The organism is Tigheibacillus halophilus (assembly GCF_042683165.1).
GTDB lineage: Bacteria > Bacillota > Bacilli > Bacillales > Amphibacillaceae > Tigheibacillus > Tigheibacillus halophilus.
This window is the reverse complement of record NZ_JBHUIZ010000003.1, coordinates 845,854-868,432: the sequence shown is the minus strand read 5'-3', so window position 1 is coordinate 868,432 and position 22,579 is coordinate 845,854. Positions and strand designations below refer to the sequence as shown.

At 40.5% G+C, this 22,579-nt stretch carries 22 protein-coding genes; 4 read left to right on the top strand and 18 right to left on the bottom strand.

Annotation, left to right across the window (positions count from 1 at the left end; all coding sequences use genetic code 11):
* Positions 1-4 precede the first annotated feature (4 nt).
* From mtrB to prsW, 15 genes are all read right to left on the bottom strand, one after another.
* Complete coding sequence (mtrB, locus tag ACFSMW_RS04890) at positions 5-238, bottom strand: trp RNA-binding attenuation protein MtrB (protein ID WP_390353504.1); 234 nt, start codon at positions 236-238, stop codon at positions 5-7.
* Positions 239-575: 337 nt separating this feature from the next.
* The gene (locus tag ACFSMW_RS04885) at positions 576-848 is read right to left on the bottom strand and encodes an HU family DNA-binding protein (protein WP_390353502.1); all 273 of its coding nucleotides are present in this window, start codon (positions 846-848) and stop codon (positions 576-578) included.
* A 440-nt stretch (positions 849-1,288) separates the two neighbouring features.
* Positions 1,289-2,767, bottom strand: coding sequence for a stage IV sporulation protein A (spoIVA, locus tag ACFSMW_RS04880; RefSeq protein WP_390353933.1), 1,479 nt, complete (start codon positions 2,765-2,767; stop codon positions 1,289-1,291).
* A gap of 198 nt (positions 2,768-2,965) precedes the next feature.
* Positions 2,966-3,691: a hypothetical protein gene (locus tag ACFSMW_RS04875; protein WP_390353500.1), complete on the bottom strand. Its 726-nt coding sequence runs from the start codon at positions 3,689-3,691 to the stop codon at positions 2,966-2,968.
* A 26-nt stretch (positions 3,692-3,717) separates the two neighbouring features.
* Complete coding sequence (locus ACFSMW_RS04870; RefSeq protein WP_390353498.1) at positions 3,718-3,915, bottom strand: DUF2768 domain-containing protein; 198 nt, start codon at positions 3,913-3,915, stop codon at positions 3,718-3,720.
* Positions 3,916-4,148: 233 nt separating this feature from the next.
* On the bottom strand, positions 4,149-4,406 hold the full coding sequence (locus ACFSMW_RS04865) for a stage VI sporulation protein F (protein ID WP_390353496.1): 258 nt from the start codon (positions 4,404-4,406) through the stop codon (positions 4,149-4,151).
* A 57-nt stretch (positions 4,407-4,463) separates the two neighbouring features.
* Complete coding sequence (locus ACFSMW_RS04860) at positions 4,464-5,501, bottom strand: NAD(P)H-dependent glycerol-3-phosphate dehydrogenase (protein WP_390353494.1); 1,038 nt, start codon at positions 5,499-5,501, stop codon at positions 4,464-4,466.
* Between the two features lie 13 nt (positions 5,502-5,514).
* Complete coding sequence (gene der / locus ACFSMW_RS04855; RefSeq protein WP_390353492.1) at positions 5,515-6,825, bottom strand: ribosome biogenesis GTPase Der; 1,311 nt, start codon at positions 6,823-6,825, stop codon at positions 5,515-5,517.
* Between the two features lie 104 nt (positions 6,826-6,929).
* A complete protein-coding gene (locus ACFSMW_RS04850; protein WP_390353490.1) occupies positions 6,930-7,553 on the bottom strand; it encodes a YphA family membrane protein in 624 nt (207 codons plus the stop codon).
* A 418-nt stretch (positions 7,554-7,971) separates the two neighbouring features.
* On the bottom strand, positions 7,972-9,102 hold the full coding sequence (gene rpsA, locus ACFSMW_RS04845; RefSeq protein ID WP_390353488.1) for a 30S ribosomal protein S1: 1,131 nt from the start codon (positions 9,100-9,102) through the stop codon (positions 7,972-7,974).
* Between the two features lie 191 nt (positions 9,103-9,293).
* On the bottom strand, positions 9,294-10,001 hold the full coding sequence (gene cmk, locus ACFSMW_RS04840) for a (d)CMP kinase (protein WP_390353487.1): 708 nt from the start codon (positions 9,999-10,001) through the stop codon (positions 9,294-9,296).
* A gap of 108 nt (positions 10,002-10,109) precedes the next feature.
* On the bottom strand, positions 10,110-10,766 hold the full coding sequence (locus ACFSMW_RS04835) for a flagellar brake protein (protein ID WP_390353485.1): 657 nt from the start codon (positions 10,764-10,766) through the stop codon (positions 10,110-10,112).
* A gap of 99 nt (positions 10,767-10,865) precedes the next feature.
* Entirely contained in the window at positions 10,866-12,197 is a 1,332-nt protein-coding gene (ypeB, locus tag ACFSMW_RS04830; RefSeq protein ID WP_390353483.1) for a germination protein YpeB, read from the bottom strand.
* A gap of 14 nt (positions 12,198-12,211) precedes the next feature.
* Positions 12,212-13,006, bottom strand: a complete 795-nt coding sequence (gene sleB, locus ACFSMW_RS04825) for a spore cortex-lytic enzyme (RefSeq protein WP_390353482.1) — start codon at positions 13,004-13,006, stop codon at positions 12,212-12,214.
* A 194-nt stretch (positions 13,007-13,200) separates the two neighbouring features.
* Positions 13,201-13,845 (bottom strand): glutamic-type intramembrane protease PrsW, encoded by a 645-nt coding sequence (gene prsW, locus ACFSMW_RS04820; protein ID WP_390353932.1) that lies wholly within the window; start codon positions 13,843-13,845, stop codon positions 13,201-13,203.
* A gap of 151 nt (positions 13,846-13,996) precedes the next feature.
* Here prsW and ACFSMW_RS04815 point away from each other — a divergent pair, with 151 nt between their 5' ends.
* The 4 genes from ACFSMW_RS04815 (at position 13,997) to ACFSMW_RS04800 (ending at position 19,013) form a co-directional block, all read left to right on the top strand.
* The gene (locus ACFSMW_RS04815) at positions 13,997-14,971 is read left to right on the top strand and encodes an asparaginase (RefSeq protein ID WP_390353481.1); all 975 of its coding nucleotides are present in this window, start codon (positions 13,997-13,999) and stop codon (positions 14,969-14,971) included.
* 321 nt (positions 14,972-15,292) lie between these two features.
* Positions 15,293-17,353 carry a catalase gene (locus ACFSMW_RS04810; protein ID WP_390353479.1) on the top strand — a complete coding sequence of 687 codons (2,061 nt, stop codon included), beginning with the start codon at positions 15,293-15,295 and terminating at the stop codon, positions 17,351-17,353.
* 83 nt (positions 17,354-17,436) lie between these two features.
* Positions 17,437-17,622, top strand: coding sequence for a hypothetical protein (locus tag ACFSMW_RS04805; RefSeq protein ID WP_390353478.1), 186 nt, complete (start codon positions 17,437-17,439; stop codon positions 17,620-17,622).
* On the top strand, positions 17,619-19,013 hold the full coding sequence (locus ACFSMW_RS04800) for an amidase (protein WP_390353476.1): 1,395 nt from the start codon (positions 17,619-17,621) through the stop codon (positions 19,011-19,013). The genes ACFSMW_RS04805 and ACFSMW_RS04800 overlap by 4 nt, the downstream gene beginning before the upstream one ends.
* 302 nt (positions 19,014-19,315) lie before the next feature.
* Here the strand turns inward: ACFSMW_RS04800 and ACFSMW_RS04795 are convergent, their stop codons facing one another.
* The 3 genes from ACFSMW_RS04795 to ACFSMW_RS04785 form a co-directional block, all read right to left on the bottom strand.
* On the bottom strand, positions 19,316-20,284 hold the full coding sequence (locus ACFSMW_RS04795) for a YpdA family putative bacillithiol disulfide reductase (protein WP_390353474.1): 969 nt from the start codon (positions 20,282-20,284) through the stop codon (positions 19,316-19,318).
* Positions 20,285-20,439: 155 nt separating this feature from the next.
* A complete protein-coding gene (locus ACFSMW_RS04790) occupies positions 20,440-21,720 on the bottom strand; it encodes a Glu/Leu/Phe/Val family dehydrogenase (protein WP_390353473.1) in 1,281 nt (426 codons plus the stop codon).
* A gap of 167 nt (positions 21,721-21,887) precedes the next feature.
* Positions 21,888-22,466, bottom strand: a complete 579-nt coding sequence (locus ACFSMW_RS04785) for a genetic competence negative regulator (RefSeq protein ID WP_390353471.1) — start codon at positions 22,464-22,466, stop codon at positions 21,888-21,890.
* Positions 22,467-22,579 lie beyond the last annotated feature (113 nt).

The window sequence follows — 22,579 nt, the reverse complement described above, 5'->3', positions numbered from 1 at the left end:
ACATTTACTTTTCCATATTGGATAGTTCTCCATGGCTGGTTTGTATCACTGCTTTGCCCCTGATTTTGACAGCAGATGTGTGCTCGGTAAACTGAGCGATCATTATCTCATCTTTATCAAGCTTTTCTGTATGATGAAAACGTGTATCGGAGCCTCTTGTTAAGCCGATCACATTCACCCCATCTTCCAGTGCCTTAATAACAAAAAAGTCGGTTTTATTGAATGCCTCGCTGTTCACCTTATGAGTTCCTCCTTTTATTTCAATGAATGCTAAGTTAATGCTTTTTCTATTAAAACTGGGTGGAATAACACCATGATAACGTTGGGACTTGACGCCAGTCCGTACAAATGTGTGTCCACTCCATCAAATATGGCCTATTTCCAGCGTATTGTCAAAACATACTAGTAAGAAACATGACACTTAAAAATGTACGACGTAAAAAATGCAGCGAGATTTGTTTACAGGAACAATTTCTCTATAATATTCCCTGTTTTTCTATGTAACAATACGCCAAAAAACAAAAATAATAGGGTGCGCATAAACGCACCCTATTATCAGCCCTATGTAAGCTGTATTATTTTACGCTATCTTTAAGGGCTTTACCTGGTTTGAACGCTGGTACTTTGCTTGCTGGAATTTCAATTTCTTCTCCAGTTTGCGGATTACGACCTTTACGTGCTGAGCGTTCACGTACTTCAAAGTTTCCAAAACCAATCAGTTGTACTTTTTCACCATTTTTAAGTGAATCCATGACAGCATCAAATACTGCATCAACAGCTTTGGAAGCATCTTTTTTGGAAAGCTCGCTTTTTTCAGCGACAGTATTAATCAAATCTGTTTTGTTCATGATATTCACCTCCTCTTAAAAGAATGTCTGGAACAAATTACTTATATCCTCATTTGTTCACCAAGTTGCCGGTTTTTATACTGGGAAATCACCATTACTTCAACGGTGACAAGGCTTATAATAACCGAGATGAAGAGAAATTTCAACAAAAACATCATAATTTCATCTGTTTTTTTATGAAATTCTTGTTTTTGGACCTGATATTTCATATTTTCATTGAAAAACGGGTCACCACAAAGCCGGCAAGTATCTCAAGCCTTACTGAAAGATATACGTCATGCATACTTCAATTACTGCCGTTGTATGAAAAAAAGTTAAAAACTATTATTCCTCTTCCGGGATAACTGTTTCAGGGAGACCCAAATAAACGAAAACTTCATCATTTCAGGACTGCATAAAAAAAACAGCAACCAGAATTGAGTTGCTGTTGCATGGGAGCGTCATAGTATGATAGCAATCAGTCCGCCTGAACCTTCGTTGATGATTCGCTCCAGTGTATCTTTTAATTTATATCGTGCATTTTCCGGCATCAGTGCGATTTTTGCTTGTATGCCTTCTCTGACAATGGAACTAAGCGATCTGCCAAATATATCGGATTCCCAAATAGACAGCGGATCTTCTTCAAAATCCTGCATCAAATACCTTACGAGTTCCTCACTTTGTTTCTCAGTACCAATTATCGGTGCGAATTCGGACTCCACTTCTACCTTGATCATATGGATCGAAGGAGCGACAGCTTTCAATCTCACCCCATATCTGGATCCCTGACGTATGATCTCCGGTTCTTCCAGCTGCATGTCTTCAAGGCTGGGTGCTGCGATGCCGTAGCCTGTTTGTTTAACCATTTGCAATGCACTGGAAACCTGGTCGTATTCACGTTTGGCATAGGAGAAGTCTTGCATCAATTCAAGCAGGTGATCTTTTCCTCGAATTTCAACCCCTACAATTTCTTTCAGGATATCATCATAAAGTCTGTCAGGAGCATGCAGGTCAATTTCTGCCACACCTTCGCCCATTTCCATTCCAGCAATATTTGCACGTTCGATATAATCATAATCTGCAAACTCATTTACAATATGGTCTACATCGCGTAAACGTCTGATATTTTTTACCGTAGCTTGTATTGCATCCTGATAGTTTTGGCGAAGCCAGTGTTTTTCTCGAAGTACCATCACCCAGCTTGGAAGATTTACATTTACCTCCAATACTGGAAATTCAAACAGTGACTCCCGCAGGACATTATATACATCATGTTCTGTCATGGATTCCACACTCATTGCCAATACGGGAATATCATAATCCTCGACCAATTGCTGTCTTAACAATTCTGTTTGCTGGCTGGTTGGATTAGTCGAGTTAATCACCATCACAAATGGCTTGCCTACCTCTTTTAACTCCTCCACAACTTTTGCTTCAGCCTCACAGTAATCTGAGCGCGGGATTTCTGCGATCGACCCGTCAGTGGTGACTACAACACCGATAGTTGAATGTTCCTGGATGACCTTCCTGGTGCCTATTTCTGCAGCATCATGAAATGGTATTGGGTCTTCATACCAGGGTGTATGGATCATCCTTGGTCCATTTTCATCTTCAAATCCCTTTGCCCCATCGACTGCGTAACCCACACAATCCACTAAACGAACATTGACGTCGAGCCCCTCATCAACATGGACTGATACAGCTTGATTCGGAATGAACTTCGGCTCTGTTGTCATGATGGTTTTTCCTGCGGCACTTTGAGGCAACTCATCGTGTGCCCTGGCTCTTTCACTTTCGTCAGCGATATTAGGCAAAACGAGCAGTTCCATAAATTTCTTTATGAATGTGGACTTTCCAGTACGGACAGCCCCAACGATGCCCAGGTAGATATCGCCGTTCGTTCTTTTTGAAATATCTTTAAAAATATCAACCTTTTCCAAACGATCCCCTCCCGATCTCACTTGCAATTTCACATAAGTAGCTCCTGCGATTATTGACATTACAAGTCTATGATGTTGTCCTATTGAAATATGCCTTGCTATTGCAAATAAAATCTTTACTTCCCTTTTTAAAAGCTACACAAAAAAACCCTTGCAACAATATATGCTGCAAGCGTTTCTTTATGCTGAAATTCTTTGTTATTTTTTATTCAAGAAGACCGGATCACCGTTTTTAACTGTATATGGCAAAGAATAAGCGGGGACAAAGGGAGTATTTTCGGCCAGTATATCCCTGATATCGTCACCATTTTTATAATGATGTTTGTACTTTTTCAGCGCGTCAGCCAATTCACTCCCATAATCTACATACAAATCTCCATCCGTATTGATCACAATCGGAAGGATTTTTTGAGAATAAGGGCTTTTTACATAAGGAGCTTCGTTCAGCCCCAATTTCTTATAGTCTATCGTATATACATTTGAGGCTATTTTTTTTCCAAACGGCGGATACAAATGTTTATCACGATAAAGATCCAATTTTATATTGATATCACGTATGGCTTCAGACATCCTTAAATCAATTAATTTAACAGTCGGATTTTTTTCTGGAGTGATTAAGGTGTATTGATAGATACCGCCATTCTCATAAGCATTCCCTGGCGTCTCACTAATTAAATTTTTCTCTTTCAGCATGGTGAAATCGACAATATATTTCTCATATAACGGCGTTTCCATCGGTTTGGTTTTAATTGGCACCAGGCCGCCTGTTTGCTCTCTATATTCATCTACAGCCTTTTGTATTGCATCCAGCTGATCCTGGTTTGGTACTTTATTCTTATCCAACTCTTCTTTAGGATATAAACATCCACTTAAAAAGAAAATCAAACATAATCCAATTGCCATTTTTACATATGTATATTTCATTTTTTTGCTTTCCTCCTGCTGATACACTACTGGGTAGGGCCGCTAAAGACAATGTAAACCACTATGAGACCGCCGACGACCAAGCATAGATAAGCGAGCAGTGAAATGATTCTTGCAAACCATCCACTAAGTTTGTTTCTGGCGATTTGAATAAAGACAATAGCCAGGATTAGCAAAGCTATTCCAACAAAAGAGGTCAATTCTTTCAAACCGGCTGACATCATTGCATTCACTCCTATTCTGTATAGCACACGTATTATAACATAAAGCCTGTCATGGAATGAAGCATATTAAACGTGAGAATACAAAACTGCAAAAAAAACCGAGATGAACCGGGGCATACCTTCATCTCGGTCTGACTAAATAATACCCAATCACAACTCTATTGCATGAATACTTGTTCGTTGTATTTTATGCAGTTCTGTCAGGTTATGCATCCTCACTTGCCCAGAATCGGTTACTTTTTAAACATTTTACTCAAAGATTGCATATCGGTCGGCACATTATTGGAAACAATAGACTGTACTAGTTTGTCTTCTTTTTCTTTAGGTAATGGTTTATTCGCCATTTTAGCCAATCTCCGTACGAGATTTCTGACTGTACGTTCATCAGAAAAATCAGCATTCTTCACTGAATCGGCAACTTTATAGATTTCCCCGGGGTCGATATTGGTCTTTTGATTGATCTTGTCGAATAAATTGCCCTTCTTGTTCACACATTCTCCTCCTTGCATATTGTCCATGATTCATGACAGTATATGCAAAGTGAAAGTTTATCGTGTGTATTTATTTCGTAAAAGAGAAGCCAAATCATCCATTTCTTCACGCTTATCGCGATTCATCAGCTGTTCTACAACCTCTTTAGGATGTTTATCCTCATAAAGGACTTGATAAATCCCGGATGTGATCGGCATCTCGACACCCTCAGCTTTTGCGAATTTATATGCTGCTTCAGCAGTTCTGACACCTTCAACAACCATGCCCATTTGATCCAGGATCTCATCCAGTTTTTTTCCTTTTCCGAGCATATTGCCAGCTCTCCAGTTTCGGCTGTGCACACTTGTACATGTGACAATGAGATCCCCGACACCTGGCAATCCAAGGAAGGAAAGCGGATTAGCCCCAAGCGAGGTGCCTAACCTTGTTATTTCGGCAAGTCCCCTTGTAATCAAAGCCGCTTTCGCGTTATCGCCGTAACCTAAGCCATCAGATATTCCTGCACCGAGAGCGATAATATTTTTGAGGGCACCGCCTAATTCGATACCAATCATGTCATTACTTGTATAGACACGAAATGCTTCATTAAAAAACAAATCCTGTGCTATGCTAGCGTGATCTTCATTCAAAGACGCGACGGTAACTGTCGTTGGATGCCTCTTCGCTACTTCTTCGGCATGGCTTGGACCTGATAAAACAACGATATCTTCATAATTGTAGACAGCCATTTCTTCGTCGATCATTTGTGAGACTCTCTTTAATGATCCTGGTTCAATACCTTTCGAAGCGTGAATAAGCAGCGGCGAATGGGTCAGTATGCCGTCCAGTTCATGACATACTTCTCTAATTGCCTTTGTCGGTACGACGAGAACAATCGCTGTTACACCATCAGTCGCAGCTTTTAGATCATCATATGCTTTGATTTGTTCAGGAATCATGATTTCAAGGTATTTTTCATTTTTGTGTGTTTCATTAATTAGTTCGGCCTGTTCTTTACGATGAGTCCATAAACGTACTTCGTGGCCATTATCAGCCAGTACGATACTCAAAGCTGTTCCCCAGCTTCCTGCGCCTAAGACTGCGATTTTGCTCACTTTTATGTCCTCCTTATTGACGTTTGCGGGCAAATAATTTTATAGGAGTGCCAATGAATCCAAATGCCTCCCGGATTTTATTTTCCAAGAAACGTTCATACGAAAAATGCACCAGTTCCGGATCGTTGACAAAAACAACAAAGGCCGGCGGTTTAACCGCAACCTGGGTAGCATAAAGAATTTTCAACCTTCGCCCCTTGATTGTCGGTGTAGGGTTCAAAGCTATCGCATCCATTATAACATCATTCAGCACATTTGTCGGAATACGTTTAGCATGGTTTTCACTGGCTGTCTGGACTGCTGGCAGTAAAGTGTGAATTCTTTTTTTGGTTTTAGCCGATAAGAATACGATCGGAGCATAATCAAGAAATTGAAAATGTGCACGTACTTTGCTTTCGAATTCCTTCATGGATTTCTCAGTTGTCTCGATTGTATCCCACTTATTGACAACGATTACCATCGCTCTTCCTGCGTCATGCGCATAACCAGCTATTTTCTTATCCTGTTCTCTAATGCCAGTCTCTGCGTCAATCAGTATCAAGACAACATCCGAGCGCTCGATTGCTTTAAGGGCACGCAATATGCTGTACTTTTCAGTAGTTTCATAAACCTTGCCCTTTTTTCGCATACCGGCCGTATCAATAATGATGTAATTTTTTCCGTCTTTTACCAATTTCGTGTCTACCGCATCGCGGGTTGTCCCCTCTATATCACTGACAATTACCCTATCTTCATTCAGAATCGCATTGACTAGTGAGGACTTGCCCACATTTGGCCTTCCAATCAGGCTGAAATGGATTGTATCCGTTTCATCATCATTGTCTTCCATGTTTGGAAAATGTTTGACAACTTCATCAAGCAAATCACCAAGTCCAAGCCCATGAGAACCTGATATCGGAAAAGGCTCTCCAAATCCCATTGCATAATATTCATAAATTTCATTTCTCATTTCAGGGTTGTCCATTTTGTTGACACCCAGCACCACTGGTTTATTGGATTTAAATAATAACTTCGCCACTTCTTCATCAGCGCCGGTAATCCCCTCTTTGCCATTGAGCAGAAAAATAATTACATCGGCTTCATCGATGGCGATTTCTGCCTGCTGACGAACTTGTACAAGGAGTGGCTCGTCTCCGAGATCAATACCGCCAGTATCAATCAGATCGAATTCTGTAGCCAGCCATTCAGCAGGCGCATAAATCCTGTCTCGGGTTACTCCCGGTTTATCCTCTATGATTGAAATTCTCTCACCGACAAGCCGGTTGAATATTGTCGATTTACCGACATTCGGCCTGCCTACAATTGCTACAACAGGTTTCCTCATGAAAGGAACATCCTTTCTCTTGTTCATTGACTTTATTCATTCTAGCAAAAGAACATCATATAAACAATCAAAATATTTATTCTGAACAGGCTGTCCTTGTATGTTTAGCGAGCATCTTTTTTCCTTTGTTCCAATATTGCTGGGGCTGTTGTATGTTTGTGCAAGAGCTTCATTCCATATGAGTACATTTCATGAAGGATTTGAAGACATATAATTACAGCCACAATAACGACAAAATCATCCAAAAAAGCTTTGCTTCCTGCGGTATATGGGATATGATAACTTGATAGCATCACACCATAAAATAAATCTCCTCCACAAACACCGACTACTGCGATCGCCACCCTCTTCATCAAACCTTTTGCTACATATAAGATAATGGTTACGATTATTAAGGGTAAAAATAAAGATTTGGGCATAATCAGCCACATTGGTACTTCGTGTTCCCATATCAAAATGCAGTCATATACGATCATTACCGTAAAAGCTGTAAACAAATTCAGATATGTAGCGTATGTTTTTGTAATCAGCAAAAAAGCACCAGTCAAAAGTATCATTAACGTGGCAGATAACGTCAGTTGCCCAACAATTAAATAAGTATTCGCTGTGGCGATTGCGGCCAATATCCACACTTTTACCAAGGTATTTCTCCTTGAGTGGGGCATAAAGCAAGCTGCTATCACCCAAAACATCCAACTTAACCAAAAAAAATGCACACCCTCAGCCAACTTTTTTCAACTCCTACGTACAATATGGACCATCACTGACAACGAATATGTTTACAAAAATGCCACAAGTTGCTTTATCCGTATTCATTATGTCTGAAAAAAGAAATTTTTAAACTGAGGGCTTACTGTATATCATTTGTCAATGATGCTATCAACAATTTCAACCGTGGCACATGTGTTTTCGTGAGAGATGGACGCCATTTCATTATGGCTGCGGGACGTGAGGATAAGATGCTAATAATTGTCAGAAAATTGACCACTAACCTGGTTTCACCATTTATGTGTCGCTTTGATTAACTTCTTCACTTTAAGAAAAAGTAAAATCCCTTTTCCATATGCATATACCTTTTGTAAAGCAGGAAAATGAATCAAAAAAATTGGCATTCACCAAATATATAGCGAATGCCAAGTTCCCTCGTTATTTGTATTTGTTCAGCTTATCTCCGATGATATCGCCAAAATGAAAACCGCTTTCTTCATCATCTTTTGTGTATTGCTGAATTTCTTTCTCTTCATTATCCTGTTCTACCTCTTTCATGCTCAAAGACATTCTTTCCTGATTTTCGTTGATATCGAGCACTTTGACCTCTACTTTTTGTCCCTCTTCGAGTACTTCCTGCGGGGTACCGATATGTCTATTTGCTATTTGTGAAATATGCACTAAACCTTCTACGCCAGGCAAGACTTCAACAAAGGCACCAAAGCTGACCAATCTTTTGACGAGCCCCTGGACAGTTTGACCAGGTTTTATATTTTCCTCGATATTTTCCCATGGGCCAGGCAGCACTTTTTTACGGGATAATGAAATCCGTTCACTGTCTCTGTCCACGGACAACACTTCCACTTTGATCTCTTCCCCTTCTGAAACAACGTCAGAGGCTTTGTCTACATGCTCATGGGCTAATTGTGAAATATGCACCAGTCCGTCTATTCCCCCAAGATCGACAAAAGCACCGAAATTGGTCAATCTTCTTACTGTGCCAACAAGTACCTGCCCTTCGTCAATGGATTGAAGTAATTCATTCTTTTTGGCAGCCTCTGCCTCTTCTTCAACAATTCGGTGGGAAAGAATCACACGATTTTTGCCTCTATCCAATTCAACTACTTTAACCGAAAGTGTTTTGCCTTTATAGTTACTAAAATCCTCTACAAAATATGTTTCTACCATGGAAGCTGGAATAAAACCGCGAACACCAACATCTGCTACCAAGCCGCCTTTAACGACCTCTTTGACTTCCACTTCAAAAATGGATTGACTTTCAAACCTCTCTTCCAAGTCATTCCATGCCTTCTCGGAATCCAGTGCTTTTTTGGAAAGGATGATTTCATCATCGCTCCATTTTTTAACCTTTAGTTCAAGCTCGTCTCCAACATTTACGACTTCGCCGGGATTTTCTGTTTTAAGATTGGAAAGCTCGTTTAACGGTACAATCCCTTCTGTTTTGTAACCAATATCGACAAGGATCTGTTTGTCTTCAAGCTTTACAACAGTGCCTTTCACACTATCCCCCGGTTTAAAATTTGGAACATCATTGTTAAGTTCTGTCATGAAATATCCTCCTTCAAACATACCTTCTTATAAAAAATATATAAGTACATCTCACTTAGTGAATATATACCCCTTCTTTATAACTTCTAATAATTGTATTTATTTGTCAAGCAAAGGAGTTGTATTTATCGAATAATTTCTCGATTCTCTCTATTTATCCCCAATTTCAACTTCCCTAATATGAAAAGTGATCAAGATTCTTTTGTTTTATCATTTATTTTCTTTTCAGCTGTTTGCAAAATAAGATGAGTTACTTCTTCGATGGAACGAGATGTCGTGTCTATTTCCACTGCGTCATCTGCTTTAATCAATGGTGCGGCTTCTCTCTTACTGTCTAGCTCGTCCCTTTTCTGGATATCCTTTTTAATCTCTTCAAGGTCAGAAGCGTAACCTTTTTGCGTATTTTCAATATGACGTCTTTTTGCCCTTTCCGCTACTGAAGCAATCAGGAATATCTTCACTTGCGCCTCTGGTAAAACATGCGTACCGATGTCTCTTCCATCCATTACGACGCCTTTTTCAGCCGCCAGTTTTTTTTGGCGGAAAACCATTTCTTTACGAATGAGCGGGTGCTTGGCAACAATGGAGACATGATTGGATACTTCTTGAGAGCGTATATCCTCTGTGATATCTTCCCCATCTAATTTCACACGTTGTCCCGCCTCAGTTTGTATCAATTCTATATCTGTCTTTTTCAGCAAATCTGTTAATACCCTCTCATCTTCAAGCTCCAAATGATGCCGCAGCGCTTTTAAAGTGATAGATCTATACATGGCGCCTGTATCAATGTAGATATATTTCAATTCTTGAGCGACTTTCCTGGCTACAGTACTCTTTCCAGCAGCTGCAGGTCCGTCAATGGCGATTTGGATTGTTTTTTTCAAGGTCAAACCATTCATTCCTCTCCTGTAAATAATGAAGCATTTCAAATCATATTCATGCACTAAATAAATATAACACACCATGAGAATTTATGGCATATTCCTTAACAGCTTATCTATAAATAGTCATGTCAATTCTTTTCTTCGAGCTTGTCTCTGTTTCTCGAAGCAATACCTGATAATAATCTGTTCTTCATTCCTGGTCAAATCCTTGAACGATACCGAGGCTGACCGGATATGGTGGTCTCCATCATCAATGATTCTTACAATATCACCTGTAATTTTCAGGTAAGACATATTGCGATGAAGTTCAAATGCCAGCCATATATTCACTGAAGTTTTATGTATATTGATATGCTTAGGTATGATGAATGCAAGGCCGCCTCCACTGAGGTCGGTAGTTACTGTTGTGAACGGCTGAAAAGAATCGTCCGTGGAATGGATGGCTACATCTGAAACAATTTCGATGCGCGCAAATTTTCTACGCTGAATCCGTTTCAATTCATTATCCTTTGGAATTGCGATACAGATGGCTGGGATTGGTTTCTTTCTTTTTTTCAATATTTCGCTGGTGAAGTGATAAACTTTCTCCTCAGAACCGATGTAAGAAACATGAAAATGTGTCCCTAAAGGAAAATAAGCTGTTTTTCCATTTTGTTCTTCCACGGGGTAGGTGATATAAAGAAAATCTTTATCTTTATCAATGATTTTGCTGCGGTATTTCAACAGCTTACGGCTGCTTGCATCTTTTATTTCCAGATTTATAAATTGTCCAAGCTCCATATATACCACCTTATTCGCAAAAATTTTATATGTATACGTATATTATGACAAATAAAGTGGAAAAAGGGAAAAGAAAAATGTCTTTTCCCCGATACCAGCTTATGATGTGCTTACAGCAGCCTCACTCAATTTTTCCACTTTCTCTTCATTGCCATCCAACGCATTGATATAAATGCGGTAGGTGTTGTTATTCATTACACCGAGAAATTCATACGCAAGTACCTCTTCATTCAAATCATTATCGATGACCGCCATCGAATCTTCCTGAATATGCAACGCCGGATTTACTTTTTTCTTTGCTTCTTCAACCGGGATCTTCGGTTTTGGCAAATTTCGCTTGACATGGTTCTTGAAATAGTTATCTGCAGTCAAGCCTGCCACTTCTCCACGATCTAATGCTACTTTGACATTGACGCTGTCTGGATAGATTTTAACCCCGTCTTGTTCATACAAGAAGGAATAAACACCAGTGTGATCGTATTCCTGGCTTTGATACAATTTCATGTCGTCCATCTTGTTTTCCTTCAAAAAATCTTGTGCTTTTCTCGCCCCATCATAAAGGCTCCACTTCTTTTCTGTCATCGGTCTGCTTACAAGCAACGAAATAAGGTGTCCTCCTTTTTGAGACATTTCCATATAACCTCTTTTTCTGCCATCCTGATAGGAAAGCGAATAAGAAGGCAAAGCTGCCCCTTTTCCATTTTTAGCTACCTTAATATCCCGTTTGTCGACTCCAAAATATCGGCTGCCGTTATCCAATGCCTGATCTTTTGTTATTTTTGTTCCTGACAGATTCTGAAACGATTCCCTTTTATTGGAGGCTTGCATGAAAGGTGATGGATTGTCCTCATTGGCGTAATTGCTCGCTGTGTTTTCAACAGTTTTCAAACCATCGATAATCGTATTATCTGATTTTTCATCCTGTGTGGACAAAGCCAACTGTACATCCATCCACCTTAGGTTATGGTCCAACACGGCATGTTGGACATCACGTAACTCTTCTTTTATATTACCGGATTGCTGATAAAGCTTTTTCAAATTATTTGTTTCATCCTTGCTTAAAGGCTCTTTACTTAAGTTCCGTATCGCCGTCTTATAAGTGAAATTCCCAACGTCAACCAAGAAACCTTCTGTCTTGTTAAAAGGTAATAAGGTCAACGGCAGTTGCCCCACATTCGTAAGTGCTTCTGAAGACACACGCCAAATATCGGTCATCTGTGGTGAAAGACTTGAGTCAGAATTCATCGCTATTGCTGTTCCAAGCTTATCATGAAGGATATCCATCCGATAGGAAAGCTCATGAAAGGATCGCTGGTAGGTATTTTCCGCTTGCAGTAATACAGCATTTTTTTCTTGATGTTCCTTGTAGCCCCAAAAAGCTGTCGCTGCTACGCCAACTGCCAATATGCCGATTAGGATGGAACGAATCATTTTTATCACCCTTTCTAATTACAAAATATATGTTTGCCAATTTTTTTAATCTGTGGCCTGCTCCAAATCCAACTCGAAGTTGCTGTATCAGGATTAAAATAATAAATGGCATTTCCTGACGGATCCCAGCCGTTGATCGCATCAATCACCGCTTTTTTGGAGGTTTCATTCGGAGTCAGCCAAATTTGGCCATCAGCAACCGCTGTGAACGCTCCAGGCTGGAATATGACACCGGAAACCGTATTAGGGAATAAAGGGCTGTCAACCCTGTTCAAAATAACTGCCGCTACAGCTACCTGCCCTTCATATGGTTCTCCTCTTGCTTCTCCATGTACAGCATTTGACAGCAGTTTGATATCGTTTTGCGAATAACCTGGAGGGACACTGGCGGGTTTGCTATTGGTTTGCTGCGTGTTTTGCTTGCCATTATTACTGCTTCCGTAATAGGTGAAATCCTTCTGTGCATACATTTGCTTTTTGACATAATTCTTATCGTATTTGCTTGCTTTTGCCAGCTTTTGTTTCACTGATGTCCCCGCAAGGCCATCCACCTTCATTCCAAATTCCTGTTGAAAGTTTCTCAATGCCCAATATGTACCCCAGCCAAATACACCATCAATCTTTCCTTTATAAAATCCAAGGTACTGCAACCTTGCCTGCAGTTCGATCACATCGTCCCCAATAGCTCCATTCGCAATCACCTGCGAGCTAAACCCGTAAGCTTTTTGCTTGTGAAGCAATACAGGTTGCAGGGCCAATGAAAAAAAGGTTAAAATAATCAATAGTGCAACCCATCTTCTAAATGTCATATTTTTTCCTCCTGCTATATTGATCCGGTTTTGCCTATTTTTTGATATCGTTGCTAAATTATTCATCGCGGCTCAAATTTGTATCTTGCTTTATCATGCAGGCAGTGAATTTGATATACATGGTGAATAAGTAAACAGCCGCTGCCTGAAGCGGCAGCGGCTGTTTATTGTTATAGACTATGATTGCTGAAACCTCACGGCTGGGTTTTCACTGCTGCGCTTTTCATGCGCTGCAGGCACATCATCCAGAGAATGATCATAAAAGGTACAAGCGGCAGCGACCAATTTACACTTGTTATTTTCAATATGTAATTATAGGTGCCATGGAGCAGGAACGGGAAAAGGAATGCAAAGAATATGTTTTTTCTCCTGTTTAAGTCATACATTTTAGCCTTACCAAAATAATATCCCATCAACACACCGAACAGTGCATGGGAAGATACTGGAAAAATAGCTCTTGTAAAAGCATACTGAATGCCATTGACAAATAAATAAAGTATATTTTCCACTGTGGCAAATCCCAGACTGATGGCTACAGCATACACAATCCCGTCATAGTGGGCGTCAAATTCTGTATGATGATAGATAACATAGATGAACATAAACCATTTAAAAAATTCTTCTGATAACGAAACAATAAAAAATGATTCTATTAAAGTAGATTCATGCCATTCCGTTTGGAATGCATATTGTATAAACATGATCGGCAATACGAGAAGCGCTCCTAAAATGAAAACTCTGAGAATCAATGCCAACGGTTCCGTATAGCGATCTTTCAAATAAAAAAATGACATCAAGGCAAAAGCGGGAGCGACCCCCGCTGATAAGATGGCAAACATATGTATTGGCCCCGTTTCATATTTATCATGCATGGCTGTGAAAACTCCAGGAAAACAGCCTGCTGAGCAGTGGTTTTATTTCATAGATATCGTAACATGTAGTAGTACTCGTTGGGAATACTAATTCAAGAAAGAAATTAGGGTGATAGAATTGAAAAAGGTATTGATCATACATACTGGCGGAACGATTTCCATGCTGCAAGACGAACAAACCGGCAGTGTTTTACCGGCCAATGTGCATCCTTTATCAGGTGTTTCTGATCTGCTTATAGATATTGCGGAAATCGATGAAGAGATTATTTACTCTCTCCCTTCCCCGCAAATAACTCCTGCTCATATGCTTGAGCTAGCAGTATTCATCGCTGGAAAAAGAGCTGACTATGACGGAATAGTCATTACTCACGGAACAGATACGCTGGAAGAAACAGCGTACTTTCTGGATTTGGTCATGGATACCGAAAAACCGATTATCATTACCGGAGCAATGAGATCCAGCAACGAAATCGGTTCTGATGCATTATATAATTTAATAGCCGCAGTCCGGACTGCTGTTTCGGAAAATGCAGCAAATCAAGGAGTGCTGGTGGTTATGAATGATGAAGTGCATACAGCAGCAAACGTGACTAAAACATCGACCAGCAACATTGCCACCTTTCAAAGTCCGCAATTCGGCCCGATTGGATTGGTCACAAGTGATATGGTCTTATTCCATCATAAAACATTGCCAAGACCACTCTATAAAAATGTAAACAAAATCAGTAAAAAAGTCTATTTATTAAAAGCTTTTGCGGGCATGGATCAGGAAGTTATTCAAGCCATCCATCTTTTGAAGCCTGATGGATTAGTCATTGAAGGAATGGGACAAGGCAATCTCCCGAAACAAACAGTTTCAGCGCTGCAAAAAGTGATTGAGGACGAAATCCCAATCGTACTGGTTTCCCGTTGCTATCAGGGAATTGTCCAGCCGACATATGGTTATGATGGCGGCGGCAAACAATTGAAGGATATGGGAATTATTTTCACGAATGGTCTCACCGGACCCAAAGCACGGATCAAATTACTCATCGCACTCGAATATACAAAACAGCACTCCCTAATCGACGATTTTTTCAAAAACGGGGTTTGACGAGAGTGTTTATCATAAAGCCGGTCTGCTCAAAAAAAGAAATGCATAGGACTGCCCTTCATTTTATTGACTTTTTTGAGACAGCCGGCTTTTTTGTTTTGTTGTAAAAGTGATTTTCCAGGTCAATCCCCCTCCTCTGTTTCATTTCCATTTCCCGTATCTTTTCTTTCTTATTGCAGGATATCGCTACTTACAAAACGTGGCAATCTATGTTAAATCATATTGTATTTAATTATAGTAAGCATTTCCAAATTAGAATATTCCTGGTACTGATTACATAAATTACAAATGGAGTCAAATAATTTGAGGATAGGTGATTGCATGGATGAAAAGTCATCGAGAAACCAAAAGCCTGTTAATAATAACATCAAACAACAGCAACTAGATCAAAACCGTATCCAAGATTCAGGGAAGCCAATGACGACACAGGAGGGAAAAAAAAGATCCCAGGACCAGGATCAATTAAAGGCCGGTATACGTGGTCCTAGTTTACGTCAGGATTATGAGTTTTTTGAAAAGATGTCACATTTTGTCCACGAAGAAATACCAGAAAGGGTTGTCCATGCCAGAGGTTATAGTGCATACGGAGAGTTTGAATGCTATCAGTCCATGAGGCATGTGACGAAAGCGGGATTCCTGCAAGAAGCCGGAAAAAAAACGCCATTAACCATCCGTTTTTCAACTGTTCAGGGCGCTAAAGGATCCTACGATACTGCAAGGGATTTACGTTGCCAGGGTGTAAAGCTATATACAGAAGAAGGGAATGTTGATCTGACAACGATAGCTATGCCTGTATTAATCAATCAGGACGCGATGAAATTTCCGGATGCGATGCATGCGTATCAGGCAAAGCAAGCTGATGATATCCCAACAGCTTCCGGGGCACACGATCGTTTCTGGGATTATGTAGCCAATAATGACGAAGCGCTTCATATGGTGCTGTGGATCATGTCTGACCGTGGTATTCTTAGAAGCTATCGAATGATGGAGTCTTGGTCGATTAATACGTATTTGTTTGTGAACGAACAAGGAGTAGCAACCTTTATGAGGTACGTTTGGAAGCCAGTATTAGGTGTCCATTCTCTTCTTCAGGATGAAGCATTGAAAATCGGCGGACTCGACCCGGACTTTCACCGTCGCGATCTGAGGCAAGCGATTGACTGTGGAGCTTATCCGGAGTATGAATTAGGTGTACAGCTGATTTCGATGGAGGATGAATTCGCATTTGACTTTGATGTACTTGATCCAGCAAAATTTTGGCCGGAAGAGCTTGTACCTGTCCAGATTATTGGTAAGATGACATTGAATAGAAATATTGATAATTACTTTACCGAATCTGAACAAGTTGCATTTAATCCAGCTAATGTTGTTCCTGGCATCGATTTTTCCAATGATCCTGTCTTGCAAGGAAGATTGATGGCATATAGAGATACACAGCAGCATCGTCTCGGCAGCGCCAATTATGTTGAATTGCCAATTAATAAACCTATTTGTCCGTTTCATAATAACCAACGAAGAGGTTATATGAGGCAGCGAATTGATGTTGACCAAGTTAACTACCATAAAAATTCACTGGCAGACAACACCCCATACACAGTGCCCCCGGAAGAAGGCGGATATAAGGATTACCCTGGAAAAGTAGAGGGGTACAAAATTAGAGCCAGAAGTGATTCATTTAAGGATTATTTTTCCCAGCCGCGAATTTTTTGGAACAGTTTGACGCGTGTTGAAAAACAGCATACGATTGAAGGTTTAAGCTATCAGATTGGAAGTGTAAAGAGCGTTTCAGTTCGCCAGCAAATGGTTGATATGCTTGTCAAGGTCGATAAAGAGATGGCATGTATCGTTGCTGATAATGTTGGTGTAGACCGACCGAGTGGTGAAAATTTACCTGTTTCTGCAAGTTACCCTTCTCTCAGCCAGGCTAATACCCCTAAATATGCATATACGCAAAAAGTAGGTGTGTTGATTGGCAACGGATTCAATGAAAATGAAGTGTTGCATACACTTAAAACTTTGCAGAAATATGGGGTCTTTATCGAGATAATCAGTGAACAGCTTGGTGCTGTCAGAGGAGCAAGCGGTACAGAGCTCAAAGTGGATAAAACCTTTCTTACTGGCAGTCCTTACTTGGTTGATGCACTATACATCGTTGGAGGCAATTCTAAAAACCAGGCCAAATTCCAGCAGGATATCCTGTCTTTCGTACAAGTGGCGTACACCCATTATAAACCAATTGGTGTTGCTTCCTCAGGGAGAACTTATATTCAAACTTCGCAAGCGAACAACTTGGCAGGAGTAGTATTCGCAGATAACAGCACTGACTTTGGAAAAGACTTTGCAGCCGCAATTGCCGAACAACGATTTTGGGACAGAACATAAATTGCGTAATTGTGGGAAGTAGCCATCCCTATTTCCCACTATCTTTTTATTTTTCAACGTCAGAAATAGGAGGGAAAAGTCGTATGAACGAAGTAAACTATATACGGCAGACACTGAAAATGTATGGTTTTTCGTTCTGTGAGGATGATATCCCCTATATCCATTCTATTTTATTTACGATTATTCAGGAACAACCTTCACTAGACCGATTTCCGCTTCCTTATCATGAATTTCCATTCTTGATTGTTGATAAGGAGCTGCTGAAATGACTGAATTGGCCTTTATGAAGGCTGCTGAGCTTGCCCCTTTGATCAAATCGAAGCAACTATCTCCGGTAGAATTGACAACACATATCGTCAACCGCATTCACCACATTGATCCCACTCTCAAGGCATATATTACTCCCCTTTTCGATATAGCCCTTTTTCAAGCGAAAAAAGCAGAAACAGATATCATGCAAGGTCACTATAAAGGCGCCCTGCACGGCATTCCTGTCGGTATCAAAGACAATTACTTTACAAAAGATATACGTACGACAGTTGGCTCTAAACTTTTTGCCACTTTCATTCCAGATAAAAATGCGACAGTTGTTGACAAATTGTACGCAGCAGGGGCAGTCATGTTGGGGAAAACGAACATGCATGAACTTGCGGCTGGATCGACTGGGACCGACCCTTGCTTCGGTACAACACGTAATCCATGGAATATGGGCCATATGCCAGGAGGATCAAGTGGTGGCAGTAGTGCAGCTCTGGCAGCAGGACTGGCAACACTGGCAACCGGAACAGATACTTTCGGTTCCATCCGCCTGCCGGCAGCAATGTGCGGCATTTATGGAATGAAGCCAACTGTTGGACTCATTAGCACACAAGGTATCTTTCCCACAGCTTGGTCATTGGATCATGCCGGCCCAATGGCACGGTCGATTTCGGATTTGGCAATCTTGCTGCAATACATGGCAGGCTATGATGCAAACAATCCGCCAAGTGTCCGCATTCCTGTCCCTGATTACACAAAGGAGCTTCACAAAGGGATAAAGGGTATTAAAATAGCAATTCCTACATATTACTTAAAGGGACTGGACCCCGATGTTGAGAAACTATTCAATGACGCAATAGCTAGACTGCAAAATTTGGGCGCAATAATACAAGAAATAGTTATCCCCGAACTAACCATGTCGCCGTTCGCAGGCTATATAACCGTAACTGGAGAAGCTTCCTCTTTACACTCCGGCTGGTTGAAAACATGCCCCGGGGATTATTCGCCAGACATCCGGAGTTTTTTCCTAGCTGGTACACTCACGAACACAACACAATACATTCATGCACAACAAGCACGCAGAAAAATGGTAGATGTACTTCATGAGACCTTTAAAAATGTCGATATCCTGCTTGGTCCAACTATACCGATTACGACACCAGCGTTCGCTGAGAATTGGGTTGACCAGAATTTAGAGGTTATCAAACGCTGCTTGCCATTTACTTCTCCTGCCAATTTATCTGGGGTGCCAAGCCTATCTGTACCAATGGGATTAGATCACAAAGGACTTCCAGTCGGCATGCAATTCATTGGAAATCATTTTTCCGAAAAACAATTGCTTCAGGCGGGATATGCTTGGGAAAGGGTACATGGCGGATTCACAGAAGGGAGACGTCATTAAAGCTTTCTGACTGGTGAAGTATCATACCTGGCCCGATCCAGAGGCTGTATACGCTTGTCAACTGTTCTGGCTGCTTAAAAACAAAAAGGAACCATTGCCCACCACAGCATATTTTCTCGCTGAAAAGGCAAAGCGTTCCTATTGAAAAATGAGTGATTTTCAGCACGATGATAAACACTATTTCGGGCAATACGTGAGGAATCCATATCATTAATAAAAAGCTCAGTCGCTTTATTTTTATGACAACAATGATACAAATTGAATCTTTTATGACGCGATGTCACAACATCTAATTTTTTTCTTCAAACAAGATGATTAGCAATCATTTCCCCATGAAAGCGTCCGTTTTCAATAAATATCTCATTATTGTTATATCCGGCAGCAATTACACCAGCGATATATAGCCCAGGAATATTAGTTTCCATCGTTTTTTGGTCATAAATTGGTTTACCGTTGGCCGGATTAATTTCCATACCTGCATTTTGTAAAAAAGAAATGTCCGGGCGGTAACCCGTCATAGCAAACACAAAATCATTTTCTATTTTCTTTTCAATCCCGTTCACCTCATAAAATACATGTGACTCGGTGATCTTATTTACACAGGCATTAAACTTCATTTCAACGAGGCCTTTGCGAACAAGCGAATCGAATTCCGGTAATATCCATGGCTTTATACTGTTGGAATAGGTGTCTCCCCTATAGAGCACAGTTATGTTAGCTCCTGCTTTATGCAATTCGATTGCAGCATCCACTGCCGAATTTTTACCCCCGATGATGACAACGTCTTTGTTCAAATAAGGGTGACCCTCTTTGAAATAATGCATCACTTTATCGAGATCCTCTCCAGGAATCCCCATATAGTTAGGCTGATCATAATAACCAGTAGCGACGATGACATTGGTTGCCATATACTCTCCTGTTTTATTGCCCTGTTTTTTACTGGAAATGAGAAAGCGGCCATTTTTTCTTTGTATTCCAGTGACTCTTTCAAATGAATGGACACGAAGCTGTTTCCGTTGCGCTACAGTCCGGTAATAGGTCAATGCCTGAATTCGTACTGGTTTGTTTTTTTCATTCACAAAAGGTATGCCACCTATTTCCAGCTTATCACTGGAGCTAAAGAATGTTTGGTGGGTTGGGAATTGATAAATCGTATTTACGATATTCTCTTTTTCAATAATCAATGGATGAAGCCCTTTTTCCTGACACGCAATCGCACATGACAAACCACAAGGCCCACCGCCAATGATGATGACTTCTTCATTTTGCATGTATTGCACTTCCTTTTTCATTTTCACAATAAAAACTTTACTTTCTCTAGCATGAATATTTTTCTTTTCGCAAAAAGGCAAACTCTTATCTGATTATACTAGATAAGAGTTTGCCCGTCATTCATTTCGTTTTAAAATGAAGCCAATTTGGCTTGTTATACCCAACCACGGAACCTGGAAGCTTCTGCCATTTTTCTCACACCGACCATGTAAGCCGCCAGACGCATATCCACACGGCGTGTCTGCGATGTATTATAAATGGCGTTAAACGCCTTAATCATGTTTTCATGCAATTTTTTATCAATTTCTTCCTCTGTCCAATAATACCCTTGGTTATTTTGTACCCATTCGAAATAAGATACAGTGACTCCTCCTGCGGATGCCAATACATCGGGTACAAGTAATTTTCCGCGTTCTGTCAGAATTTTTGTTGCAGCCATAGTCGTTGGCCCATTAGCCGCTTCTACCACTATATCAGCTTTTATGCGATGGGCATTTTCTTCTGTAATTTGATTTTCGACTGCAGCAGGAACAAGAATATCACAATCCAATTCAAGCAGATCTTTATTAGAAATTGTATTGTCAAAAAGCTTTGTAACCGTACCAAAGCTGTCGCGACGGTCAAGCAAATAATCGATATCCAAACCATTTGGATCATGCAAAGCACCGTAAGCGTCAGAAATGCCGACTACTTTTGCACCTGCATCATGCAAGAATTTTGATAAAAAGCTTCCTGCATTGCCGAATCCTTGTACAACCACTCTTGCTCCTTTTACATCCAAGCCCCTTTTTTTGGCAGCTTCATTGATGACGATCGTAACTCCTTTTGCAGTAGCAGATTCTCTGCCATGAGATCCTCCAAGAACAATCGGTTTTCCCGTGATGAAGCCCGGACTGTTGAATTCATCGATACGGCTGTATTCATCCATCATCCAAGCCATGATTTGTGAATTCGTAAAGACGTCTGGTGCGGGAATATCTTTCGTCGGCCCTACAATTTGGCTGATCGCACGCACATAGCCGCGGCTCAAACCTTCCAGTTCCCGAAAAGACATCTCTCTCGGATCACAAATGATACCGCCTTTCCCACCGCCATAGGGAAGATCGACTATCCCGGCTTTGAGACTCATCCAAATGGACAATGCTTTTACTTCATCTTCTGTCACGTCAGGATGAAAACGCACACCGCCTTTGGTTGGTCCTACGGCATCGTTGTGCTGAGCCCGATAACCAGTGAACATTTTCATTGTACCGTCGTCCATTCGAACTGGAATCCTTACAGTCATCATCCGAATCGGATCTTTCAATAATTCAAAAACCTCATCAGGGTAACCCAATTTTTCCAACGCGTTCTTCACGACTGTCCTTGTTGACTCGAGAACATCTGTCTCTTTACGTTTTTCTTGGGCAGAATCTGCTGCATGATCGGCTACCATGAATTTACCTCCTAGATATATCTAATGAATTAGTGTAATAATGCATTACTCAGTGATTAGTATACACCTTCATCATAAATATGCAATACAATAAAGTCATTTTCCCACCCGAAAGTGAAAGCGGTTCCGGAAACGGTGCCCTCACACGGATGCGCTGGTTTTTTGTTTCATTTGAAATGATGAATGATCTGATCCACTGCGTCATTTGCTATGATGGTTTTCCCATATTCTAACAAACGGTGAGAAGTCAGAATACTCGGCACTGAAAACTCTGACATTACTGCAATAACATCCTCTGTTATATTATGCTTTAAATCAGCTTTTTCAAATAGCATATAATATCTATCGTTCATATGATACACAGAGCCCCCGCCAATTTTCAGATTGGCCAAGCAATGAGAAACCTGGATGACATGCTCAAAATCTGCAAATGAAAAAAGCAGTTCATTGCTTTCATCAAGTGTCACTTTCATTTCAATGAAATCGTCTTCCCAATCCACATCAGCAACTTTTTGCGTCACAGTGACATGCATTCCTTGCGCTTGCATGAGATACACCTGTACGAGCAAACTGCCAGCTAATTCAATACCCAGCTCAAAACTAGCCTCATACATTATATCGCTAAACAAATTACGTACATCTTTTGCATCATACCATAAATCCTCTTTGGTGAAACCTCGTTCTATCAGATCATCAAAGGTAAGGAACATTGTAAATTGATTATTGGAGACCCGCTCGATGCGCATGTAAGTACCCTCCCTTGACCAGTGGAATTTTGACCAGCTTTTCTTATAGTATATGCTGATTTTCAAATTGTTGAACGGCATTTATTGTCTTTACTAATGAACAAAAACATAAG